This window comes from Nocardioides okcheonensis (assembly GCF_020991065.1).
Lineage (GTDB): Bacteria > Actinomycetota > Actinomycetes > Propionibacteriales > Nocardioidaceae > Nocardioides > Nocardioides okcheonensis.
On record NZ_CP087710.1, the window covers coordinates 487,873 to 511,156 of the forward strand.

At 73.7% G+C, this 23,284-nt stretch carries 21 protein-coding genes and 1 riboswitch; of the genes, 9 read left to right on the top strand and 12 right to left on the bottom strand.

Annotation, left to right across the window (positions count from 1 at the left end):
* The first annotated feature begins 30 nt into the window (after window positions 1–30).
* From LN652_RS02270 to LN652_RS02280, 3 genes are read left to right on the top strand one after another with little or no spacing between them, the layout of a single operon-like run.
* Entirely contained in the window at window positions 31–1,605 is a 1,575-nt protein-coding gene (locus LN652_RS02270) for an MFS transporter (protein ID WP_230443092.1), read from the top strand.
* Window positions 1,530–2,369 carry an aldo/keto reductase gene (locus LN652_RS02275; protein ID WP_230443093.1) on the top strand — a complete coding sequence of 280 codons (840 nt, stop codon included), beginning with the start codon at window positions 1,530–1,532 and terminating at the stop codon, window positions 2,367–2,369. The genes LN652_RS02270 and LN652_RS02275 overlap by 76 nt, the downstream gene beginning before the upstream one ends.
* Window positions 2,370–2,393: 24 nt before the next feature.
* Window positions 2,394–3,128, top strand: a complete 735-nt coding sequence (locus LN652_RS02280) for a peptidylprolyl isomerase (protein ID WP_230443094.1) — start codon at window positions 2,394–2,396, stop codon at window positions 3,126–3,128.
* Here the strand turns inward: LN652_RS02280 and LN652_RS02285 are convergent.
* The gene (locus tag LN652_RS02285; protein ID WP_230443095.1) at window positions 3,121–3,576 is read right to left on the bottom strand and encodes an OsmC family protein; all 456 of its coding nucleotides are present in this window, start codon (window positions 3,574–3,576) and stop codon (window positions 3,121–3,123) included. The two genes, LN652_RS02280 and LN652_RS02285, sit on opposite strands and share 8 nt — an antisense overlap.
* 59 nt (window positions 3,577–3,635) lie before the next feature.
* A complete protein-coding gene (locus tag LN652_RS02290) occupies window positions 3,636–3,779 on the bottom strand; it encodes a hypothetical protein (protein ID WP_230443096.1) in 144 nt (47 codons plus the stop codon).
* A gap of 160 nt (window positions 3,780–3,939) precedes the next feature.
* On the opposite strand from LN652_RS02290, the gene LN652_RS02295 reads away from it, so the two are divergent.
* From LN652_RS02295 to LN652_RS02320, 6 genes are all read left to right on the top strand, one after another.
* A complete protein-coding gene (locus tag LN652_RS02295; RefSeq protein WP_230443097.1) occupies window positions 3,940–4,767 on the top strand; it encodes a formate dehydrogenase accessory sulfurtransferase FdhD in 828 nt (275 codons plus the stop codon).
* 77 nt (window positions 4,768–4,844) lie between these two features.
* A complete protein-coding gene (locus LN652_RS02300; protein WP_230443098.1) occupies window positions 4,845–6,014 on the top strand; it encodes an exonuclease SbcCD subunit D in 1,170 nt (389 codons plus the stop codon).
* The gene (locus LN652_RS02305) at window positions 6,011–7,957 is read left to right on the top strand and encodes an AAA family ATPase (protein ID WP_230443099.1); all 1,947 of its coding nucleotides are present in this window, start codon (window positions 6,011–6,013) and stop codon (window positions 7,955–7,957) included. The genes LN652_RS02300 and LN652_RS02305 overlap by 4 nt, the downstream gene beginning before the upstream one ends.
* Window positions 7,926–8,999 (top strand): AAA family ATPase, encoded by a 1,074-nt coding sequence (locus tag LN652_RS02310; protein ID WP_230443100.1) that lies wholly within the window; start codon window positions 7,926–7,928, stop codon window positions 8,997–8,999. Before LN652_RS02305 ends, LN652_RS02310 begins: the two co-directional genes overlap by 32 nt.
* A gap of 25 nt (window positions 9,000–9,024) precedes the next feature.
* Window positions 9,025–10,545 carry a TldD/PmbA family protein gene (locus LN652_RS02315; protein ID WP_230443101.1) on the top strand — a complete coding sequence of 507 codons (1,521 nt, stop codon included), beginning with the start codon at window positions 9,025–9,027 and terminating at the stop codon, window positions 10,543–10,545.
* Window positions 10,545–11,933 carry a metallopeptidase TldD-related protein gene (locus LN652_RS02320; RefSeq protein ID WP_230443102.1) on the top strand — a complete coding sequence of 463 codons (1,389 nt, stop codon included), beginning with the start codon at window positions 10,545–10,547 and terminating at the stop codon, window positions 11,931–11,933. Before LN652_RS02315 ends, LN652_RS02320 begins: the two co-directional genes overlap by 1 nt.
* A gap of 4 nt (window positions 11,934–11,937) precedes the next feature.
* Here LN652_RS02320 and LN652_RS02325 read toward each other — a convergent pair whose 3' ends face one another.
* The 10 genes from LN652_RS02325 to LN652_RS02370 all read right to left on the bottom strand — a co-directional run bounded on the left by LN652_RS02325 (window position 11,938) and on the right by LN652_RS02370 (window position 23,157).
* Window positions 11,938–12,225: a hypothetical protein gene (locus tag LN652_RS02325; RefSeq protein WP_230443103.1), complete on the bottom strand. Its 288-nt coding sequence runs from the start codon at window positions 12,223–12,225 to the stop codon at window positions 11,938–11,940.
* Entirely contained in the window at window positions 12,222–13,499 is a 1,278-nt protein-coding gene (locus tag LN652_RS02330) for a TFIIB-type zinc ribbon-containing protein (protein WP_230443104.1), read from the bottom strand. The genes LN652_RS02325 and LN652_RS02330 overlap by 4 nt, the downstream gene beginning before the upstream one ends.
* Window position 13,500: 1 nt before the next feature.
* Entirely contained in the window at window positions 13,501–14,691 is a 1,191-nt protein-coding gene (locus LN652_RS02335) for an SHOCT domain-containing protein (protein WP_230443105.1), read from the bottom strand.
* Between the two features lie 87 nt (window positions 14,692–14,778).
* The gene (locus LN652_RS02340) at window positions 14,779–16,110 is read right to left on the bottom strand and encodes a glycoside hydrolase domain-containing protein (protein WP_230443106.1); all 1,332 of its coding nucleotides are present in this window, start codon (window positions 16,108–16,110) and stop codon (window positions 14,779–14,781) included.
* A 39-nt stretch (window positions 16,111–16,149) separates the two neighbouring features.
* Entirely contained in the window at window positions 16,150–17,424 is a 1,275-nt protein-coding gene (locus tag LN652_RS02345; protein ID WP_230443107.1) for a serine hydrolase domain-containing protein, read from the bottom strand.
* Between the two features lie 35 nt (window positions 17,425–17,459).
* Window positions 17,460–20,225 carry an aminomethyl-transferring glycine dehydrogenase gene (gene gcvP, locus LN652_RS02350; RefSeq protein ID WP_230444807.1) on the bottom strand — a complete coding sequence of 922 codons (2,766 nt, stop codon included), beginning with the start codon at window positions 20,223–20,225 and terminating at the stop codon, window positions 17,460–17,462.
* Window positions 20,226–20,378: 153 nt separating this feature from the next.
* Window positions 20,379–20,484: riboswitch (glycine riboswitch) on the bottom strand.
* A gap of 94 nt (window positions 20,485–20,578) precedes the next feature.
* A complete protein-coding gene (locus LN652_RS02355) occupies window positions 20,579–21,148 on the bottom strand; it encodes a MerR family transcriptional regulator (protein WP_230444668.1) in 570 nt (189 codons plus the stop codon).
* A 240-nt stretch (window positions 21,149–21,388) separates the two neighbouring features.
* A complete protein-coding gene (locus tag LN652_RS02360; RefSeq protein ID WP_230443108.1) occupies window positions 21,389–21,856 on the bottom strand; it encodes a bifunctional nuclease family protein in 468 nt (155 codons plus the stop codon).
* Window positions 21,857–21,899: 43 nt separating this feature from the next.
* Window positions 21,900–22,640 (bottom strand): transcriptional regulator FtsR, encoded by a 741-nt coding sequence (gene ftsR, locus LN652_RS02365; RefSeq protein WP_230443109.1) that lies wholly within the window; start codon window positions 22,638–22,640, stop codon window positions 21,900–21,902.
* Between the two features lie 4 nt (window positions 22,641–22,644).
* The gene (locus tag LN652_RS02370; RefSeq protein WP_230443110.1) at window positions 22,645–23,157 is read right to left on the bottom strand and encodes an FHA domain-containing protein; all 513 of its coding nucleotides are present in this window, start codon (window positions 23,155–23,157) and stop codon (window positions 22,645–22,647) included.
* Window positions 23,158–23,284: the final 127 nt, after the last annotated feature.

The following is a 23,284-nucleotide window of genomic DNA, read 5'->3' on the forward strand; positions in this document are numbered from 1 at the left end:
TGACACCGACAACACCACTGCGAGGAACCCATGTCCCGATCCGTTCACCGGCCACTCGTGCTCGTCACCGTCTGCCTGGCCACCCTGAGCATCAACCTCGACACCACGATCGTGAACGTCGCGCTCCCCGAGCTCGCCACCTCCCTCGACGCCGGCACCCGCGAGCTGCTGTGGATCGTCGACGGCTACAACCTCGCGTTCGCCGCCCTCGTGCTCGCGATGGGGAGCCTGTCCGACCGTTTCGGCCGACGGCCGGCGCTCGTGCTGGGCCTGCTGGGGTTCGCGACCGCCACCGGCGTCGCGGCCCTCGCCTCGACCGCCGGCCAGCTCGTGGCGCTGCGCTTCGCGATGGGCGTGTGCGCGGCCCTGATCTTCCCGACCACGCTGTCGATCATCGCCAACACCTTCACCGACCGCCGCGAGCGCGCCGCCGCCCTCGGCGCCTGGGGCGCGAGCACCGGCCTCGGCGTCGCCCTCGGCCCGGTGAGCGGCGGCTGGCTGCTCGAGCACTTCAGCTGGCACTCCGTGTTCTGGGCGCTCGTCCCCGTCGCGCTGGTGGCGACCGCGATGACCCTCGCCTTCGTGCCCGAGTCCCGCGACCCGTCGGTGCCGCGGCTCGACCTGCCGGGCCTGGCGGTGTCCGTCGCCGCGCTCGGCCTGCTCACCCACACGATCATCGAGGGCCCGGACCGTGGCTGGTCCAGCGCCGCCACGCTCGCGGGCTTCGCCGGAGCGCTGGCGCTGGTCGCGCTGTTCGTACGCCTCGAGCGCCGCGCCGAGCACCCGATGCTCGACGTCACGCTCTTCGCGGACCCGCGGTTCAGCGCGGCCTCCGGCGCGGTGACGGTCGCCTTCTTCGCCCTGTTCGGCTTCATCTTCCTGATCACGCAGTACTTCCAGTTCGTCCGCGACTACTCCCCGCTCGGCGCCGGCGCGCGCACCATCCCGGTCGCGCTCGCCATCGCCGTGGCGTCCGTCCTCGGCGGCCTGCTCGGGCCGCGGCTCGGCACCAGGGCGGTCGTGACGACCGGCCTGGCCCTGCTCGGCGGCTCGTTCCTGTGGATCTCGCGCAGCGGCGTCGACGTCGACTACGCCACGGTGATCGTGCCGCAGATGGTGCTCATGGGCGTCGGCCTCGGCCTGGTCAGCACGCCGGCGACCGAGTCGATCCTGCAGGTGCTGCCGCCGGCGCGCGCCGGCGTCGGCTCGGCGGTCAACGACGCCACCCGCGAGCTCGGCGGCACCCTCGGCGTCGCCGTCATCGGGTCCGTGTTCTCCAGCGTGTACGCCGACCGGCTCGCCGAGCTGCTGACCGGCAGCCTGCCACCCGAGCAGCTCGCGGCCGCCCAGGACGGCGTCGCGGTGGCGTCGGCCATCGGCGACCGCGCCCCGGCGGTGCAGGACGCGCTCGCGACGGCGTTCATGGACGGCCTCGCCGTCGGCTGCACCGTCATCGGGGTGCTCTGCCTGGTCGGGGCCGTGGGAGCGCTGCTCGCCCTGCCCGGACGCCGCTCGCCTAGGTTGGACGCATGGCCCACACCCCAGTCCACGAGCTCAACGACGGCACCACCCTCCCCGCGATCGGCTTCGGCACCTATCCCCTGACCGGCGAGGACGGCACCGCTGCGCTGGTCGGGGCCCTCGAGGCCGGCTACCGGATGCTCGACACGGCGGTGAACTACGAGAACGAGGTGGAGGTCGGGGAGGCGCTGCGCCGCTCCGGCCTCCCCCGCGACGAGGTCGTGGTCGCGAGCAAGATCCCCGGGCGCCACCACGCCTACGACGACGCGATCGCTTCGGTGCGCGGCTCGCTCGAGCGACTCGGCGTCGAGCGCACCGACCTCCACCTCATCCACTGGCCCAACCCGAGCCAGGGGAAGTACGTCGAGGCCTGGCGGGCCCTGGTGCAGCTGCAGCGCGACGGGCTGGTCCGCTCGATCGGCGTCTCGAACTTCACCGAGGAGCACCTCTCCCGGATCATCGACGACACCGGCGTGGTCCCGGCGGTCAACCAGGTCGAGCTGCACCCGCGGTTCCCGCAGGAGCCCATGCGCGAGGTGCACGCCCGGCTCGGCATCGTCACCGAGGCGTGGAGCCCGATGGGCAAGCGGCGCGCGCCCCTCGACGAGGACGCCGTCACCTCCGCAGCGCAGGCGCACGGGGTGGCGCCCGGTCAGGTCATCCTGCGCTGGCACGTGCAGCTCGGCACGCTGCCGATCCCGAAGTCGGCCGACCCCGCGCGCCAGCGCCAGAACCTCGACGTCTTCGGCTTCGAGCTCACCGACGCCGAGGTCGCCGCGATCGGCGCGCTGGCCGAGGACGACGGCCGGCTCTTCGGCGGCGACCCCGACACCCACGAGGAGATGTGACGGGTGCTGGTTACGATCGGCGCCATGTCGAAGCGACCCTCACTGTCCCGTCCTGCCGCCGTGCTGGCCTGCCTGTCCGTCCTCGTCCTGGCCGGGTGCGGCAACGAGGGCGACGGATCCTCGGACACCGCGCAGGAGACGACCAGCGAGTCGCCCTCCTCCGACTCCTCGGACTCCCCCGCGGCGTCGGGCGAGACCGCGACGTGCGACTACCCCTCCGACGGCCAGGAGCCGGCCCGTGAGGTCGACGCGCCGTCCGAGGAGGCGCCCGCCGAGGGCACGGTGGCGGCGACGATCACCACCAACTTCGGCGACATCGGCCTCACCCTCGACGCCGCCGACGCGCCGTGCACCGTCAACTCGTTCGTGTCGCTGGCCGAGCAGGGCTTCTACGACGACACCACCTGCCCGCGCATCGGCGACCAGGAGGGCTTCGGCATCCTGCAGTGCGGCGACCCGACCGGCACCAGCGCCGGCGGCCCGGGCTACTCGTTCGCCGACGAGCTCGACGGCAAGGAGACCTACCCTGCCGGCACGCTGGCGATGGCCAACGCTGGCGCCAACACCAACGGCTCGCAGTTCTTCCTGGTCTTCCGCGACTCGCAGTTCCCGCCGAGCTACACGACGTTCGGGACCATCGACGAGGCCGGCCTCAAGGTCATCGACGCGATCGCAAAGGAGGGCAACGACGCCTCCAACCCGGCCGGTGGCGGTGCCCCCAACAAGGAGGTCACCATCGAGAAGGTGACCGTCAGCTGACGTCGGGCTCGGGGTGGTCGTCGTAGACGACGTCCGTCCCGAGCTGCACCGTCCGCGACACCGTGCAGAGCCGGTCGCGCGACATCTCGATGGCGCTCTGCACGCGCGCCCGGGCCGCGTCGCCCTCGGGGCCCTCGGGGAAGGCCACGTCGAAGGCGACGCGCAGCCCGGTCATGTGGTTGCCGTCGGCGTCGCGGACCTTGCGGCCCTCGGCGTGCACGTCGAACGTCGTGCTCGAGACCCGCTTGTGCGTGATCGCCTCGACGTCGAGGGCGCTGCAGCCGGCGATCGCGGCGAGCAGCAGCTCGACGGGCGTGAAGTCGGGGTCGTCTCCCCCGGTGCCGAAGAAGGTCTCGCCGCCCCGGGCGTTGGTCGCCTTGAAGCGGGCCGGCCCGATCCGGGTCAGCTCGACGCTGCGCACGTCCTGGACGGGGGTGTCGTCACTCATGGGCGCCAGCCTGCCAGACCCCGCGGGGAGGGTTCCCGGCGTGGACCAGGGGCGCCCGATCAACGCGTGGCGCGGCGGGCCGCGCGACGCGCGCGACGCTCCTCGCTCCGGGCGATCTCCACGTCCCGCAGGAGGGCACGGTCCTCGGCCGAGCGCGCCCGCGAGTCGACGAGGCTGAAGGCGAGGTGCAGCTGCGTGGTCATGGAGATCTTTCCTTTCGAGGGCGTCCGGCCCTGAGTCGTGACACTGAGATGTAAGAGTTGGCCGCTCCGTCGCGGCTCTTACATTCTACGTCTGTCGCACGCCCGGACGGCATCGACGACGGGGTGATCTCGACCACCAGCGGCGGGCTAGGGTCGGGGGGTGACAGACACCCGCGCCCGCCGTCCCGGGCCCTCGGTCCGCACCCGCGTCGTGGAGCACACGACCGACCGCGAGCTGGCCCGCGAGGACCGCCTGGTGACCGAGGAGCCGCTCGAGATCCGGGTGCGCGGCCGGGGGCTGCCGGCGCGGCGCGCCTGGGTCACGATGCGCACCCCCGGGCACGACTTCGAGCTCGCCGCCGGGTGGCTGGTCCACGAGGGGATCGCGACGACCGACGGCATCGAGCGGGTGGCCTACTGCACCGACGCCGACCTCGCGCCCGACCAGGAGTTCAACGTCGTCACCGTCGACCTCGCGTCCGGCGCCGACCTGCCGCACCGCCACGTCGCCTCGTCGGCGGGCTCGTCGGCCTGCGGCGTGTGCGGCAAGGACAGCGTGAGCGACGCGCTCACCACCCGGTCCGCCGCGCCCTGGGACGGCGCGCGCCCCGGCGCGGACGTCGTACGCCGCCTCCCGGACGCGCTGCGCGAGCGGCAGGCCCTCTTCGAGCGCACCGGCGGCGTGCACGCCGCCGGGCTCGCCGACGCCGACGGCACCCTCCTGGTGGTCCGCGAGGACGTGGGCCGCCACAACGCCGTCGACAAGGTCGTCGGTGCCCGCGTGCTGGCCGGCGAGCCGGCCGCCGCGGCCTGCCTCGTGCTGAGCGGGCGGGTCGGCTTCGAGCTCGTCCAGAAGGCCGCCGCCAGCGGCATCGGGTCGATCGTCGCCGTCGGCGCGCCCACCAGCCTCGCCGCGAGCCTCGCCGCCGAGGCCGGCATCGACCTGTGGGGCTTCACCTCACCGGGGCGCAGCGTCCGCTACTGCTGAGTGGCGAGCACCACCCCGCGGAGTCCCCCGCGGCGTGGGGGCGCGGGGCTGTCGGTGCCGCCGCCTATTTTCGTGCCGTGCGCATCCTCCACACCTCCGACTGGCACCTCGGGAGGTCCTTCCACCGCGAGGGCCTCCTGGGCCACCAGGGTGCGTTCGTCGACCACCTGCTCGAGGTGGTCGAGTCGGAGCGCGTCGACGTCGTCGTGGTCGCCGGGGACGTCTACGACCGCGCCCTGCCCCACGTCGACGCCGTCGAGCTGGCCGACGAGGCCTTCGCCCGCCTCGCCGGGTCGCGGGCCTCCGTGGTCGTCAGCAGCGGCAACCACGACAGCGCGCGCCGCCTCGGCTTCGGCTCCCGGCTGATGGACGCCGCCGGGGTCTTCGTCCGCACCGACGCCGCCGGGATCGGCACGCCCGTCGTGCTGGGCGACGAGCACGGCGACGTGGCCTTCCACGCGCTGCCCTACCTCGATCCCTCGGCGCTGCTCGAGCCGTGGTCGCTGCCGCGCCGCAGCCACGAGGCGGCCCTCGCCGAGGCGATGACCCGCGTCCGCCGCGACCTCGCCACGCGCACCACCGGCACCCGCTCGGTGGTCCTGGCCCACGCGTTCGTCGCCGGCGCCACGCCGAGCGAGTCCGAGCGCGACATCAGCGTCGGCGGCGTCTCCCGGGTCGCCACCAGCCTCTTCGACGGCATCGACTACACCGCGCTCGGCCACCTCCACGGCCCCCACGAGCTCTCCCCCGACCTGCGCTACTCCGGCTCGCCCCTGGCGTACTCGTTCTCCGAGGCCGACCAGGCCAAGGGCTCCTGGCTCGTCGAGCTCGACGCGCGCGGCTTCGCTGCGGCCCACTGGGTCGACGCGCCGGTGCCGCGCCGCCTGTCACGGATCTCCGGGCGCCTCGACGACCTGCTGGCCGACCCCGCGCTGACCGCACGGGAGGACGACTGGGTCCAGGCCACCGTCACCGACGTCCCCCGACCGGCGCGGGCGATGGAGCTGCTGCGACGCCGCTTCCCGCACACGCTGGTCCTCCAGTTCCCGACCCCGGTCGCGCGCGACGACGCGCCCGCCGCCCCGGCCGCCGGGCGCAACGACCACGAGGTCGCGCTCGACTTCCTGAGCCACGTCCGCGGCGCCCCCGCGACGCCGGCGGAGGCGGCGCTGCTGCAGCAGGCCGTCGACGCGTGCTGCCACGACCCCGACCAGGACGTCCTCGTCGGGACGGGGGCCGAGCGGTGAGGCTCCACCACCTCGAGGTGACCGGTTTCGGGCCGTTCGCCGATCCGGCCCGCATCGACTTCGACGCGCTGTCCGACGCCGGCCTGTTCCTGCTGAGCGGCCCGACCGGCGCCGGCAAGTCGAGCGTCCTCGACGCCGTGTGCTTCGCCCTCTACGGCGACGTCCCCGGCGACCGTGCCACCGCCAAGCGGCTGCGCTCGGACCACGCCGGCGACGACGTGGTCCCGCGGGTCGTGCTCGAGGCGACGCTGTCGGGACGCCGGTTCCGCATCGACCGCTCCCCCGCGTGGCGGCGCCCCAAGAAGCGCGGCACCGGCACCACGACCGAGCAGGCGCGCGTGGTGATCTCCGAGCGCCGGCGCGACCCCGACGGCACCGACGCCTGGCACCCGCTCAGCACCCGCCTCGACGAGACCGGCCACCTCGTCACCCGCCTCGTCGGGATGACCCTCCCGCAGTTCTGCCAGGTCGCCCTGCTCCCCCAGGGGCGGTTCCAGGCCTTCCTGCGCGCCCGCTCGGAGGAGCGTCACGCACTCCTCCAGCAGGTGTTCCGCACCGAGCGGTTCGACCAGGTCGAGCGCTGGCTGCGCGAGCGGCGCGTCGAGCTCCGGCGGGCCTCCGACGACCACCGGGCGACCCTGGCCGACCTCGCCAGCCGGGTCAGCGAGGTCAGCGGCGACCCCGCACCGGACGACTGGCCGGACATCCCCGACCTGCTCCTCGACTGGGCCCACGCCCTCGCCCGCACGACCGCGGGCCGCGCCGCGAGCGAGGCGGAGGTCGTCGAGGCCACCGCCGCCTCCGAGCGGGTGGCCGCCGACGCCGCGGCCGCCGGCACCGAGCTCGCCGGCAGGCGCGCCGAGCACGCAGCGGCCGAGCGGGACCTCGCCGGGCTGCTCCAGGCCGCCGACGAGCACCAGCGCGACGTCGCCTCGATCGAGGCGGCCGAGCGGGCGCTCGCCGTGCGCCCCGTCCAGGAGGTCGCCCTCACCGCGCGCGCGGCCGAGGACGGCGCTGCCCGAGGCCTCGCGACCCTGCGCCGCGACCTGGCGCGCGTCGTCGACACCTCCGAGGGTGTCGAGCCCGACGACCAGCAGGTCGCCGAGCTCCAGCGCGCCGCCGTGGGCGCGCTCACCGAGCTCGCCCGCGTACGACCGCTCCGGGACGAGGCGGACGCGCTGGCCGCCGACCTGGCCCGCCTCGAGCGCGAGCGGGCCACGGCCGCCACGCGCAGCGAGGGCCTCGCCGCCCGCGCCGCCGAGCTGCCCGCGCTCCTCGACGACCTGGCGCCCGGCTCGCCCGCGCCACCGACGCCGTCGCGCTCGTGCCCACGCTCGAGCACGAGCTCGCGGCCCTCGACGTCCGGCTCCGGGCCGCGGTGGGCGTCGAGGAGCTCACCCTCGACCTCGAGGCCGCCGAGCAGGAGCAGCGGGCGGCGGCGGCCGCCCGGCTCGTGGCGCGCGAGGCGCTCGTCGAGATCCGCGAGCAGCGCCTCGACGGGATGGCCGCCGAGATCGCGTCCCGGCTCGCCGTGGGCGGCTGCTGCCCGGTGTGGGTCTGCCGAGCACCCCTCCCCGCGGCACCCGCTCCCGGCGCACCCGACGAGGCGGCCGAGCGCGCCGCCCGCCGCCGGGTCGACGACCTCGAGGTCGAGGTCGAGGCCCACGCGCAGACGGTGCGGGGACTCGAGGCCCGGCGCGCCACTGCCGCCGTCGAGGCCGGCCGCACCCGGGACGAGCTCACCGCGGATCGCGACGACCGGCGCGCCCGGCTCGCCGACGCCCGCGCGGTGGCCGCGGAGGCACCCGTCCTCGAGCGCCGGGTGGCGGCCTGCACGACGACCTGGCCGCGACGTCCGACGAGCTCGACCGGCTCGGCGCCGAGGCCGCCCGGCTCGCCACCGAGGTCGCGGTGACGGGCGCGCGCCTCGACGACCTGCGTGACCGGGTCCGCGCCGTGCTGCCGGACCACGCCGACCTCGACGCGCTGGTCGCCCACCACCGCCGCGTCGACGACCTCGCCACCCGCCTGCTCGCCGCCGCCGGTGACCTCGACCGCGCCCGGGTCGCGACCCGTCGGGCCGAGGCCGCGGCCGCCGACGCCGCCGGGCAGCACGGCTTCGGGTCCGCCGACGAGGCGGCGGCCGCCTGGCTCGCCCCCGAGGCCCTCGCCGCCCAGCGTCGGCGGGTCGAGCAGCACGCCCACGACCTCGACCGGGCCCGGACGAGGCTGGCCGACCCGACGCTCGTCAGCGCCGCGGCCGCGCCCGCACCCGACCTCGAGGCCCTGGCCCGCGAGCTCCACCGCGCTCGCGCCGACGCGCAGGCCGCCCGTCAGCGCGAGGCGCGCCTGCAGGACCGCGCGGCCCGCCTGGCCGGGCTCGCCGACGACGTCGAGGCCGCACTCGCCGCCTGGCAGCCGCTGCTGGCCGACCTCGACGTGGTGGCCCGGCTGGCCGCGACGGTGGAGGGCAAGCACGCCGACAACCAGCTCCAGATGCGGCTGTCCGCCTACGTCCTGGCCCACCGCCTCGGACAGGTGGTCGAGGCCGCCAACCTGCGCCTGTCGACGATGAGCGACCGCCGCTACTCCCTCGTCCACACCGGCCGGCGCGGCGCCGGCGAGACCCGCGGCGGGCTGAGCCTGCTGGTCCGCGACGACTGGACCGGCGACAGCCGGGATCCCGCGACTCTGTCGGGCGGCGAGACGTTCGTGGTGTCCCTCGCCCTCGCGCTGGGCCTCGCGGACGTGATCACCGCGGAGGCCGGCGGGGCCGACCTCGACACCCTCTTCGTCGACGAGGGCTTCGGCAGCCTCGACGCCGACACCCTCGAGGACGTCATGGACACCCTCGACACGCTGCGCGACGGCGGGCGGGTCGTCGGCGTGGTGAGCCACGTGCCCGAGCTGCAGACCCGCATCCCGACCCAGCTGCGCGTCCACCGCGGGCGCCACGGCAGCCGGGTGTCCCTGCGCGTCGGATGAGGATTCCTTCGATAGGTTCGTCCGCATGAGTGCGCCCGGGCTCGACCCGACCTTCAGCGACCTGCCGCACCGCCGCCTCGGCGACGTGGCCCTGGCCCGTGCCCAGGAGCTCGGCGCCAGCCATGCCGACTTCCGGTTCGAGCGCAACCGCTACCAGTACCTCGGCGCCCGCGACGGCGTGCTGCAGACCGCCAGCGACGCCGAGGACCTCGGGTTCGCGGTCCGCGTGGTCCACCACGGGGCGTGGGGCTTCGCGTCCGGCGTGGTGCTCACCGACGCCGAGGCACGCCGCGTCGCGGAGACCGCGGTGGCGGTGGCGAAGGTGGCCGCCGCGATGACCACCACCCCCGTCGAGCTCGCGCCCGAGCCGGTGCACGACGACGTCACCTGGGTGTCGGGCTACGACGTGAACCCGCTCGAGGTGCCGACCCGCGAGAAGGCGGCCTTGCTGGTCGACTGGACCGAGCGGCTGCGGTCGGCCGACTCGGTGTCCCACGCCACCGCCTTCCTCCAGCAGGTGCAGGAGAACAAGTACTACGCCGACCTCACCGGCACCCGCACGACGCAGCAGCGCGTACGCCTGCAGCCCGGCTTCGAGGCCAGCGGCGAGGACGAGAAGAGCGGCCTGTTCGACACCATGGCCTCCCTCGCGCCGCCCGTCGGCCGTGGCTGGGAGTACCTCGACGGCACCCACTGGGACTGGGACGTCGAGATCGCCGAGGTCCCCGACCTGCTGGCCGAGAAGCTCGCCGCGCCGAGCGTCGAGGCAGGGTCCTACGACCTGGTCGTCGACCCGTCCAACCTGTGGCTCACCATCCACGAGTCGATCGGCCACGCCACCGAGCTCGACCGGGCGCTGGGCTACGAGGCCAACTACGCCGGCACCTCGTTCGCGACCTACGACAAGCTCGGGACCCTGCAGTACGGCTCCCCGGTGATGAACGTCCGCGGCGACCGCACCACCCCGCACGGGCTGTCCACCGTCGGCTTCGACGACGAGGGCGTGCAGACCCAGGAGTGGGACATCGTCCGCGACGGCGTGCTCGTCGGCTACCAGCTGGACCGGTCGATGGGTCACCTCAAGCCCGAGCTCAACGAGGGGCGCTCCAACGGTTGCGCGTACGCCGACTCCCCCGGCCACATCCCGATCCAGCGGATGGCCAACGTGTCGCTCCTGCCCGGCACCGACGACCTGTCCACCGACGACCTCATCGGCAAGGTCGAGCGCGGCATCTACGTCGTGGGCGACAAGTCGTGGTCCATCGACATGCAGCGGTTCAACTTCCAGTTCACCGGCCAGCGGTTCTACAAGATCACCGACGGCCGGCTCGACGGGATGCTCCGCGACGTCGCCTACCAGGCCACCACGACCGACTTCTGGGGGTCGATGGAGGCCGTCGGCGGTCCCGACACCTGGGTGCTCGGCGGCGCCTTCAACTGCGGCAAGGCCCAGCCGGGCCAGGTCGCGGCGGTCAGCCACGGCTGCCCGTCGGCGCTGTTCCGCGGCGTGAACATCCTCAACACCATCGACGAGGCAGGCCACTGATGACGACCTCACCCCAGCAGCTCGTCGAGCACGCGCTCGCCACCTCGACGGCCGACGACTGCGTCGCGATCGTCCGCGACGTCACCAGCGCCAACCTGCGCTGGGCCAACAACACGCTCACCACCAACGGCGTGATGACCGAGGTCTCGGTGACCGTGGTGAGCTTCGCCGCGGTGAGCGGTGGCATCGCCACCGGCTCGGTGTCGGGCAGCGCGTCGACGCGCGAGCAGGTCACCGGTCTCGTCGAGGCCGCGGACGCGGCCGCCCGCGCCGGCTCCCCCGCGGAGGACGCCGCCGACCTCGTCGCGGCCGTGACCTCGCCCGACTGGGACCTCGAGCCCGAGACCACCGACATCGGCGTCTACGACGCGTTCGCCCCCGCGCTCGGCGAGGCGTTCGGCCAGGCGGGCGCCGAGCAGCGCCTGCTCTACGGCTTCGTCAACCACGACGTGACGACCACCTACCTCGGGACCTCGCGGGGCGTACGCCTGCGCCACGCCCAGCCGACCGGCCACTACGCCTGCACCGCCAAGGACACCTCCCTGACCCGCAGCGCGTGGGTCGGCGGCGCGACCCGCGACTTCCGCGACGTCGACGCCGCGGCGATGGCCTCCGACGTGGCGCGTCGCCTGGCGTGGGCCGAGCGGCGCATCGACCTGCCCGCCGGTCGCTACGACACCATCCTGCCGCCCTCGTCGGTCGCCGACCTGATGATCGACGCCTACTGGGGCGCTGGCGCGCGCGTCGCCCACGAGGGCGAGTCGGTCTACAGCCGCCGCGGCGGTGGCACCCGGATCGGCGACAAGGTCGCGGCGCCGGGCGTCAGCCTGTTCTCCGACCCCGCCCACCCCGGCCTGGAGTGCACGCCGTTCGCGGTCGCGGGCGCCTCCGACAACACCGACTCGGTCTTCGACAACGGCCTCGCGCTCGGGCGTACGGACTGGATCCGCGACGGCCTGCTGACCGGCCTGATCCAGACCCGCCACTCGGCCGGCATGACGGGCCAGCCGGTCACGCCGATGGTCGACAACCTGGTCCTCGAGGTCGGCGACGGCGCCGGCACCGTCGAGGACATGGTCGCCGGCGTGCAGCGCGGCCTGATGCTCACCTGCCTGTGGTACATCCGCGAGGTCGACCCGCAGACCATGCTGCTGACCGGCCTCACCCGCGACGGCGTCTACGTCGTCGAGGACGGCGAGATCGTCGGCGCCGCCAACAACTTCCGCTGGAACGAGTCCCCGATCGACCTGCTCAACCGCTTCAGCGCGGCGAGCGCGACGGTGCCGAGCTTCAGCCGGGAGTGGGGCGACGACTACTTCTCGCGCACCGCCACCCCGGCCCTGCGGATCCCGGACTTCAACATGTCGAGCGTCTCCCAGGGCGTCTGAGGCCTCAGCGCAGCCGGCGGACCCGCTCGCGGTACTTCGCGGAGTTGTCGCCGTCGATGTCGGAGTCGCGGGTCCGGGAGATGTGGTCGACCTTCTCCTCGTGCCCCTGCACCGGCTTCGCGTCGATGAGGGTGTCGCGCTCGTAGGCGTGCGACTTGTCGTTGTTGCGGTAGTAGCGGTAGATCGCCCAGTACGTGCCGAGGGCGCCGGCCGGTCCGGCCGCGAGGATCCACAGCGGCGCGCCGTCACCGCTCGCGAGGACCGTCACCTGGAGGTCGAGCAGCGCGCTCATGCCGTGCCCACCAGGATCGCGCCGGCGATGCCCTCGAGGAAGGTGCCGACGGTGAGGGCGGCCGCGATCAGCCGCCACTGCGAGACCGGCACGCTGCCCATCGTCTCGCCGGTGCGGGCGTTGACGGCGATGTAGTGGAGCATCTTGGTGTTCTCCTGGTAGTAGGAGTAGATCCACACCGGCAGGTACATCGACACCCAGCGCGAGCCGCCGACGTCGACCTGCTCGCCCTCCCACCGCACGCCGCGGTCGAACCGGTCGAGGGAGCCGTGCACCTGGGAGCGTCCGATCGACAGCAGCTGGTCCTCGAGCTTGGGCGAGAGGTCCCCGACGTCGAGGTCGCGCTTCTCGCTGGTGAACCCGACGAGATAGCTGGCGTTCCAGCGCACGGCGTTCTTCGTGTCGAACGGCAGGATCGTGTTGACGATGTTGTTGGTCGTGCTGGAGTCGAACTGCGCGCGGTCGGCCGCGCCCTCCATGGTGAGGTCGTCGACGGTGAAGGACACCGAGCGGTCGACGCGGTAGACGTCGGCGGCGTAGTAGGTGACGGTGTTGTCGCCGCTCTTCTCCGTCCAGCGCCGGGTCTGCACCTCCCCCACGCCGGAGTACGACGCCTCGGCGCGCGCGTCGACGACCAGGTAGGGCAGGTAGACGCCGAGGACGTTCTCCGGGACGAACTCCTTGCGGAAGCGCGGGTGGGCGAAGAGCCGGCGCTTGCCGGCGAACTCGCGGATCTTCTCGACCGCCTCGTCGCGGGTGAGCTTGAAGGGCAGCACCGCGTCGGGGACCGCGCCGTTGGGCGTGCGCTTGTTGACGTTGAGGGTGTGGCGGCACCAGTGGCATCGCGCGTTCATCGCGTGCGCGGTGTCGACCACGACCTCCGCGCCGCATCCACCGCAGGTGAGGGTCACGATGTCGTCCGCGCCCTCGTCGATCTCGCCGGCGCCGCTGGCGACGACGGTGCCCTCGAGCTCGTCGATGCCGACGCCGAGCCCGAGCTCCTCCTCGACCCGCTCCTCCTGCCACTGGTGGCGGCAGAAGAGGCAGACGAGCATCCCGCTCGACGCCCGCAGCTGGACGTCGGTCGAGCCGCACTTGGGGCAGCGGTTGACGCCGTCGGCGAGCGACTCGTTGACGGTCTCGATGGTGGGTCCCGGCTCGGGCTCGGCCCGCGCGGCGGCGAGCTCCTCCTCCAGCGAGAGGGGCGGGCCGTCGAAGACGGGCTTGCGGGGCTCGGCCGCGGGCGCGTCGGTGTGCTGGTCGTCCTGGGCCATGTCAGAGACCGAGCGCCTTCGCCTTCGCCGCGTCGTAGTCCTCCTGGGTGATCAGCCCGGCGTCGAGCATGTCCTTGGCGCGCTTGAGGACCGCCATCGGGTCCTCGGCGGCCGGGGCCGCGGGCGCGGCGGGGGCAGCCGGTGCCGCGGGAGCGGCCGGCGCCTGCTGCACCGGCTGCTGGAGGCCGCCGAGGCCCGCCCCGCCGGCCGCCATGCCCATGCCGATCAGCCCGCCCGGTCCGGCGTTCTCGCCGGCGTTCTCGAAGCCGGCCGCGACGGAGGCCTGGAGGTTGGAGTTGCCGCGCTGGCCCGACAGGGCGTCGGCCCGCTGGACGTTCTTCAGCAGCTCGCGGGTCGTGGCGTCGTACTCGATCGAGATGATCGCGGTCTTGACGATCTCCAGGCCGCGGTCGGTGCGCCACTGGTAGTTCTGCTCCACCGCCGCCGACAGCGACTGGGCGAAGCCGATCGAGTCCTGCTGGAGCCGGGCGATCCGGTTCCCCTTGGCGGGGTCGTTGGTGTACATCGAGAACGCCGGCGCCAGCGAGCCGACGACCTCGTTGAACAGCTGCTCACCGGCCGGGTTGTCGATGTCGGTGAAGTCGAAGACGGCCCGACCGCTGATCACGTTGGCGGAGACGAAGTTGCGGATGAAGGTGAGCGGGTCGGTGATGCGCAGCGTGTACGTGCCGCGGGTGATCGCGCCGACCTGGGTGTTGAGGAACGCGTCGTCCCAGTAGATCTCCGACTGGGTGCCGAACTTGTTGTTGGGCAGCTCCTTGAGGGAGACGAAGATCGCGTTCTGCTGCGAGCCGGGGCGGCCGCCGAACTTGAAGCGCTCCCAGCTCTGCTTGATGATCGAGTCGACCAGGCCCCCGCCGGAGAAGACCGACTGCGAGGCCGCCTCGTCGGAGTTCCAGACGTAGCCGCCGGGCTGGGCGGCGAAGCCGGTGAAGGCGCCGTCCTCCATCAGCACCAGGCCGTAGCCCTCGGGCACCACGATCTTCGAGCCGTTGGTGATGACGCCGTCCGACGCGCCCGCGTTGGCGCCGCGTCCGGCGTTCTGGTCCTTGCGGACGGCCGGGACCAGCGCGGCCGTCGGCGACAGGCCGTCGGGCACGCCGAAGAAGTCGAGCCACTGGTCGGCGAGCGTGCCGCCGATCGCACCGCTCACAGCCTGGATGAGTCCCATGTCCGTTCCCTCCACCGTCGATGCCGGGCGGTCCCGCCCGGCCGTCACACTAGCGCCCGGTGGCCCCTCGGGTCAGGGCTTCCGGACCTATCGCAGACCGGTCTGGAGCGCCTGCCACGTGGCGTCGTCGACGACGCCGGTGGGCGCCAGCCCGACCCTCTTCTGGAAGCGCGCGATCCCGCGGGAGGTGCGGTCGGTGAGCACGCCGGTGACCTTCACCGACCCCAGCCCGCCGCCGCGCAGCGCGCGCTCCACGCGAAGCACGTCGCGGCCCGCGGAGCCCACCTTGAGCAGCGGCGTGCGGCCCTTGGAGAACAGCGCCTGCCAGGTGCGGGCGTCGACCCGCCCGGTCTCGCGCAGGTCGGCGCGACGCTGGAAGGACCGCACCGCCTTGACGACGTCGCGGTCGTAGACGCCGTCGAGGCGTCCGCGGTAGCGGGCCTGGGTGCGCAGCACGCACTGCAGCGCCTCGACCCTGGCCCCGCGGCTGCCGCTGCGCAGGCGCGGGTAGCGCGGGAGGTCGACGCGGGTGCCGCCGCAGGCGCGGAGGTTTTTCGGCGCCCGCGAGCCGCCGTCGAGCTCGAGGTAGTTGCGGTCGATCGTCAGCGGCACGCCGCCGTAGGTCGCGGTCGTCTGCGCCTCGTACTGGTGGACGCGCTCGCCCTCCCAGCTCGACCCGCGCACCCACTGGGGGTCGACGTCGGTGTCGGCGCGGCCGTTGTACCAGGCGTACCAGACCTGGTCGGGCATCGCGTACGAGCCGGGCGACAGGTTGTCGGCGTTGTCGAGGGCGTGGATGCCGGCGGAGATGCTGGAGTAGACGCCGGAGCGGTAGCCGAGGTCGTGGAGCGCGCGGGTCCAGCCGCTGAGGAAGCGCAGCGCCGAGCGGCGGCAGTCGTCCGAGGCGACGTCGAAGCCGCCCTCGAGGTCGTACCAGAGGGTGCTGCGGCGCGGCAGGCCGAGCTCGCGCGCCCGGCTGACCGCGGCCGCCGCCTCGGCGCGACCGCGGGCGTCGGCCGCGGCGTAGTCGCCGGTCGGGGTCGCGTCGATCAGGTCGGCGTAGCCGCTGGCGCAGGACGCCTGCGGGCCGACCCAGATCGGCAGCAGCCGCCACCCGGCCGAGCGCTGGCGCGCGACCCAGGTGGCGTCGAGGTGCGGCTGGCCCGGGTCCGTGGTCGTGGTCCGGCACGACATGCTCGAGCCGCCGATGTAGATCCCCGCGCCCCAGAAAGGCGAGGCGGTGAGCCAGGCGTCCATCTGCTCCTGCGTCGGCGCGCAGCGGGCGTCGAAGGCGTAGCCGCTCAGGCCGTCGCGGTGACGCGCCGCCGAGGCCGGGCCGGCGGTCACCAGCAGGGTCGCGACGAGGCCGGTGAGGGCGGCGAGGACGAGCGCGCGGACGCGCGCGGGTGTGGCAGCCATGTGGTGTTCTCCCCCGAGATCGTGTGTGCGCTCGGCACCCTAGCCCACACCACCGACCTCGGGGTCGTAGGGCGTGCGGGTGTAGACGAACGTCGCGCACTCCAGGTTGCGCACCGACCCGTCCGGACGGCGGACGACCTCGAGGCGCTCGCCGCGGTGGTATCCCAACACCCCGACGAGCGTGCCGTCGCGCAGCTCGAAGCGGTCGGTGACCACGCCACCGCGGGCCATCGACCGCAGCTCGAGGCAGTCGTTGTGCCAGCGCACGTCCTGCGCGGAGTTGCCCCAGAACCACAGCCCCGGCACCCCCTCCACCTCGGGCGGCAGGGCCACGGTGGGCCGCCACGGCTCGGGCCGGGCGTCGTCGGCGTCGGGATCGCCCTCGATGAGGGCGACCGCGAGGTCACGCGGGTTGATCCCGGTCGTGGCGTTGGCCAGCACCACCGCACCGATCCCGCTGTCCGGGTCGACGTGCAGCGCGGCCAGGAAGCCGGGCATCGAGCCGTTGTGGCCGACCAGCCGGCCGCCCGGGTGGACGCCGAGCATCAGGCCGAGCCCGTAGTCGGGCGAGACCGGCTGCTGCATCTCCGCGAGGCTGGCCGGCGCGAGGACGTCGGGCCGGGCCCCGCCGAGCACCTGGCCCCACGTGACGAGGTCGGCGAGCGTCGACCACAGCTGGCCCGCCGGCGCCATCGCACCGGTGTCGGCGAGCGGCTCGTGGACGCGGATCCCGGTGAAGTGGTCCACGCTCCACCCGGCCTGCGCACCGGGCCGCGGGAGGTACGACGTCGCGCGCATCCCCAGCGGTCGCAGCAGCCGCTGCGACACCAGGTCGCGCCACGGCGCACCGAACCTGCGGGCCACGACCTCGCCGAGGAGCCCGTAGCCGAGGTTGGAGTAGTGGAACCACGCCCCCGGTGCGGCGACGCGCCCCGAGCCGTCGTTGGCCGCGGTCAGCGAGCCGAAGTCGCCGCCGCGGGTGCGTTCCCACCACGACCCGCGGGGCTCGCTCTGCATCCCGGACGTGTGGGCCAGCGCGTCGCGGAGGGTGACCTCGCCGTAGCCGACGTCGCCCAGGTGGTCGGCGAGGCGGTCGTCGAGGGCGAGCCGGCCCTCGTCGCGCGCCTGGAGCACCAGCACGGCCGTCATGGTCTTGGTGATCGACCCGATCCGGTACTGCCCGTCCAGGCCGGGGGCGCGCCCTGCTCCCCCGGCCCAGACCGCGCCGTAGCGGTCGAGGACGGCGCCGACGACCGACGTCAGCCGGCCCTCGGCCTGCGCGACGTCGAGCAGTCGCTGCCGTTGATCACTCACCCGCTCGACCCTAGGGCCTGACCGGCCTCCGCGGCTCAGTCCTCCGCGAACGCCTCCGGAGACGGGCACGAGCAGACCAGGTTGCGGTCGCCGTAGGCCTGGTCGATGCGTGCGACCGGCGGCCAGTACTTGTCGGGGTCGATGCCGCGCGGGAAGACCGCGACCTCGCGGGAGTACGGGCGGTCCCACTCACCGACGAGGGCGCGCGCGGTGTGCGGCGCGTGCCGCAGCGGCGAGTCCTCGGGCGTCCACTCCCCCGCCTCGACGCGCGCGATCTCCTCGCGGATGGCGATCATCGCGTCGCAGAACCGGTCGATCTCGGCGAGGTCCTCGGACTCGGTGGGCTCGACCATGAGCGTCCCCGCGACCGGGAACGACATGGTGGGCGCGTGGAACCCGTGGTCGACGAGCCGCTTGGCCACGTCGTCCACCGTCACGCCGCTGGCCTTGGTGATCGCGCGCAGGTCGAGGATGCACTCGTGGGCGACGAGGTCGCCGTGCCCGCGGTAGAGCACGGGGAAGTGCTCCTGGAGGCGGTGGGCGACGTAGTTGGCCGAGAGCACCGCGACCGCGGTCGCCCGGGTCAGGCCCTCGGCGCCCATCATCCGGATGTAGGCCCAGGTGATCGGCAGGATCCCGGCCGAGCCGTAGGGCGCCGCGCTGATCGCGCCGATCCCGGTGCGCTTCTCGGCCTCCGGGTGCGCGTCGTGGGACGGCAGGTGGGGCGCGAGGTGGGCGCGGACCGCGACCGGGCCGACGCCCGGACCGCCGCCACCGTGCGGGATGCAGAAGGTCTTGTGCAGGTTGAGGTGCGACACGTCGCCGCCGAACTCGCCGGGACGCGCGTGGCCGAGCAGCGCGTTGAGGTTCGCGCCGTCGACGTAGACCTGCCCGCCGTGGTCGTGGACGATCTTGCACAGGTCGGTGATGGTGTCCTCGTAGGCGCCGTGCGTCGACGGGTAGGTCACCATGATCGCGGCGAGGGTGTCGGCGTGCTGCTCGCACTTGGCCAGCAGGTCGTCGAGGTCGACGGACCCGTCGTCGGAGGCCTTGACCACGACCACCTTCATGCCGGCCATCACGGCCGAGGCCGCGTTGGTGCCGTGGGCGGACGACGGGATGAGGCACACGTCGCGGCCGGTGTCGCCGTTGGCGCGGTGGTAGCCGCGGATCGCGAGCAGGCCGGCCAGCTCGCCCTGGGAGCCGGCGTTGGGCTGCACCGAGACGCGGTCGTAGCCGGTGACCTCGGCGAGCCAGCGCTCGACGTCGTCGACGAGCTCGCGGTAGCCGGTGGCGTCCTGCGCGGGGGCGAACGGGTGCAGGTCGGCGAACCCGGGCAGGCTCACCGGCTCCATCTCGGTGGTGGCGTTGAGCTTCATCGTGCACGACCCCAGCGGGATCATGCCGCGGTCGAGGGCGTAGTCACGGTTCGAGAGCCGCGCGAGGTAGCGCAGCATCTGGGTCTCGCTGTGGTGGGAGCGGAAGACCTCGTGGGTGAGGAAGTCGGTCGTGCGGGCCAGGTCGGCGGGCAGGCCGCTCTCCGACTCCTCGACCGCGGCGACGCCGAAGGAGCGCAGCACCGACGCGACCGTGGCCGGCGAGGTGCGCTCGGACGTCGAGACGCCGACGTGGTCCTCGTCGACCAGGCGCAGGTGCAGGCCGACGGCCCGCGCGGCCGACACGACCTCGCCCGCGCGACCCGGCACCGAGATGGTCAGGGTGTCGAACCAGGTGTCGTTGACGACCTCCACTCCCCCGGCCCGCAGCGCGGCGGCGATCGCCGAGGCGTGGTCGTGGGTGCGCCGCGCGATCCGGCGGATGCCCTCGGGGCCGTGGTAGACGGCGTACATCGAGGCGACCACGGCCAGCAGCACCTGGGCGGTGCAGATGTTCGACGTCGCCTTGTCGCGCCGGATGTGCTGCTCGCGGGTCTGCAGCGCGAGCCGGTACGCGGGGCGGCCCTCGGCGTCGACGGACACGCCGACCAGCCGGCCGGGGAGGTGGCGCTCGAGGCCGGCGGACACGGACATGAACCCGGCGTGCGGGCCGCCGTAGAACAGCGGGACGCCGAAGCGCTGCGACGAGCCGACCACGACGTCGGCGCCGAAGGTGCCGGGCGCCTCGAGCAGCGCGAGGGCGAGGATGTCGGCCGCGACGACCGCGAGCCCGCCGCGCTCGTGGACCGCGTCGATGACCGGTCGCGGGTCGCGGACCTCGCCGGAGGCGCCGGGGTACTGCACCAGCACGCCGCAGACGTCACCCTCGGGCAGGCCGTCGGCCAGGTCGGCCACGACCACCTCGATGCCCATGCCGGCCGCGCGGGTGCGCACCACGTCGATCGTCTGCGGCAGCGCGTCCGCGTCGACGACGAACGCTCCCGTGGCGCCGCGCTGGGCACGGCGCACCAGCGTCATCGCCTCGGCCGCAGCGGTGCCCTCGTCGAGCAGCGACGCGTTGGCGGTCGGCAGGCCGGTCAGGTCGGCGACGACCGTCTGGAAGTTGAGCAGCGCCTCGAGCCGGCCCTGGGAGATCTCCGGCTGGTAGGGCGTGTAGGCGGTGTACCAGGACGGGTCCTCGAGCACGTTGCGCCGGATCACCGGCGGCGTGATCGTGGCGTGGTAGCCCAGGCCGATCATCGCCTCGGCCGGCCGGTTCTGCGAGGCGAGCGTGCGCAGCGCGCGTGCCGTCGCCTCCTCGTCGAGGGGCTCGGGCAGGTCGAGCGCGGCGGCGGTGCGGATCCCGCCCGGCACCGCGGCGCTCATCAGCGACTCCAGCGACTCGTGCCCGACGGCGCGGAGCATGTGGGCCACCGCGGCGTCGTCGGGGCCGATGTGGCGGGCGACGAACTCGCCCGTCTCGGCGGTGGTCGGGGCGGGGCTGGCGTCCGGCACGTGGGGCTCCCTGAGGTCACGGAGGTGGCCTCCCCCTCTGTCGGCCCGGTGGCCTCCAGAGTGCCAGCCCGTGCGGTCCGGGTGCCTGAGAGGTTCCGGGGAGGAATTGCCCCTTCGGCGCACGTACGGCCCTGGGTGCGGACCGCGGTGACTCTCCCGCACGGGATGTCAGCGCCCCCACTCTAACCGGCGGCGCCGGAAATCGACGAGGGCCACCCGGAGTCCGGATGGCCCTCGTCGAGAGGATCGTGCAGCGGCTGGGGTCAGCCGGTCTGCCGTGCGGCGCGGCGCGCGGCCAGCTCGTCGCCCGCGACCGAGGTGGAGGGGTCCTCCGCGGCGCGCTCGCTGGGGAGCTCGGCGAGGGTGCCCTCGATCTCGCGCCAGACGCCGCCGATCGCGATGCCGAAGACGCCCTGCCCGCCCTGGAGCAGGTCGATGACCTCGTCGTTGCTGGTGCACTCGTAGACCGAGGCGCCGTCGCTCATCAAGGTGACGCGGGTGAGGTCGTCGGTGCCGCGCTCACGCAGGTGGGCGGTCGCGGTGCGGATCTGCTGCAGCGAAATGCCCGCGTCGAGGAGCCGCTTGACGACCTTGAGGATGAGGATGTCGCGGAAGGAGTAGAGCCGCTGCGAGCCGGAGCCGGCCGCGCCGCGGACGCTCGGCTCGACGAGGCCGGTGCGGGCCCAGTAGTCGAGCTGGCGGTAGGTGATGCCGGCCGCGTTGCAGGCCGTCGGGCCGCGGTAGCCGGTGTCGCTCGGCAGCGGCGACACGTCGTCGTCGAAGAGGAGTCCCTGCTCCTGGGCCAGGTCGGCGGCCTCGGCCGCGGCCTTCATGGCGGCGACGTCCGCGCCCTGCTCGTTCTCGTTGCTACCCACGCGACCCTCCAGGTCTGATCCTTCGCTCTGCAGCAACTCCTGGGGGAAGGATCCGCCGATCGGCCCGGAGGGCACCACAACGGTGGAGTTACAACGAAGACAGTTCACCGTAAGCCCGGACCCGGGGGTTGTCCATCCACGGGGCGGCGTGTCGCAACCCTCAACCTCAGGTTTAGGGTGAGGCCTGAGCGCCGAGGGTCAGGGCGCCTCGAAGTCGTCCGGCGAGACGTGGTCGAGGAACTCGCGGAACCGCTCGACCTCGTCCTCCTGCTCCACCGGGACGGCGAGGCCGGCCTCGTCGAGCACCGACTCCGCACACACGATCCGGGTCCCGGTGCGCAGTGCGAGGGCGATCGAGTCCGACGGCCGGGCACCGACCTCCGCGCCGCCCTCGAAGACGAGCTGGGCGTAGAAGATGCTGTCCTGCATGTCGACGATCCGCACCTCCTCGAGGCGCTGGCCCGTCGCGGCGAGCACGTCGCGCATCAGGTCGTGCGTCAGCGGTCGCGGCGGCGTCACCCCCTGCTGGGCGAATGCGATGGCGGTCGCCTCGACCGCACCGATCCAGATGGGGAGGTAGCGCTCGCCAGTGACCTCGCGCAGCAGCACGATGGGCTGGTTCGAGGGCATCTCGACCCGGACTCCGACGACGTCCATCTCCCGCATGGCCACCACCCTACTCAGGTGCTCGCAACCGCCGGGGGCGGGATCAGCCGCGGTCGAGGCCGACCTTCACGAGCGTCGCGTGCAGCCGCACCGACAGCGCGGCGATCTCGGAGGTGGCGTCCTCGGCGCGCCCGCGGGCGGAGGCGTCGCGACCGCGTGCGAGCGGTGCCACCACCTGCTGGACCAGCCCCACCTCCCGGTCGGCCGCGGTCTTGAAGGCGCGCAGGTGGCGCGGCTCGAAGCCGTAGTCGGCCAGCTCCCGGGCGGTCTGGGCGACCACCAGGGCGTCGCTGTCGAAGTGTCCGGTGCCGGTGAGGGCGCGCACCAGGCCGAACTGCTCGAGCTGGACGAGGAGCTCCTCGGAGATGTCCGCGACCTTGAGCAGCTCGCGGCGCGAGAGGCGCAGGTCGCTCGTGCGCCGGAACGACTCGGGGCTGGGCAGCCCGTCGGCGCTCAGCGCCACCTTCGGCACGGTCGGCACGACGGACTCGATCGGTGGCGGCTCCAGGCCGCGGTCGATCGCGTCGAGGTGGTCGCCGATCACCTTGAGCGGGAGGTAGTGGTCGCGCTGCATCAGCAGGATGTAGCGCAGCCGGGCGACGTCGTCGCCGGAGAACTTGCGGTAGCCGGCGGGGGTGCGCTCCGGCTTGACCAGTCCCTTGTCCTCGAGGAAGCGGATCTTGGGGATGGTCACCCCGGGGAAGTCGGGGCGCAGCTGGTCGAGCACCTGACCGATGTTGAACCGGGCGCCGCGGTGGGGTCCCGCGGACGGCGAGGCACCCACCGGATCAGCTGTCCGGGTGCGAGGAGAAGAACACCAGGCGGTACTTGCCGATCTGCACCTCGTCGCCGTCGTTGAGCTCGACGGAGTCGATCCGGTCGCGGTTGACGTAGGTGCCGTTGAGGCTGCCGACGTCGCCGACGGTGTAGCCCGTGCCGGAGCGACGGAACTCGGCGTGCCGGCGCGAGACGGTCACGTCGTCGAGGAAGATCTCGCTGTCGGGGTGGCGCCCGGCCCCGACCACGTCGGTGTCGAGGAGGAACCGGCTGCCGGCGCTCGGGCCGCGCTGCACGACCAGGAGCGCGTGCCCCTCGGGCAGCGCGTCGACCGCGGCGGCGTCGACGGGGCTCAGCTGGCGGTCCGAGGACTCGCGCTGGTCCGGCGCGCCGAACGTGATGGTCGCAGTGGTCTCGACGGGGGTGGCCCCGGTGTCCTCCCCCGCGAGCAGCTTCGTGCCGCACTGGGCGCAGAAGCGGGCATCGTCGGGGTTCTGCTTGCCACACGCGGTGCAGAACGGCATGGATGTCTCCTCGGCGGATCGATCGACGCCCAACCCTCAGCCGAGGGTTGAGGTTGACGGTTGCCCCGAACCTACCAGTCCGCGGGTTGGCCGCGGACCGGCATCGGGGTGCTCGACGGGCGGTCGG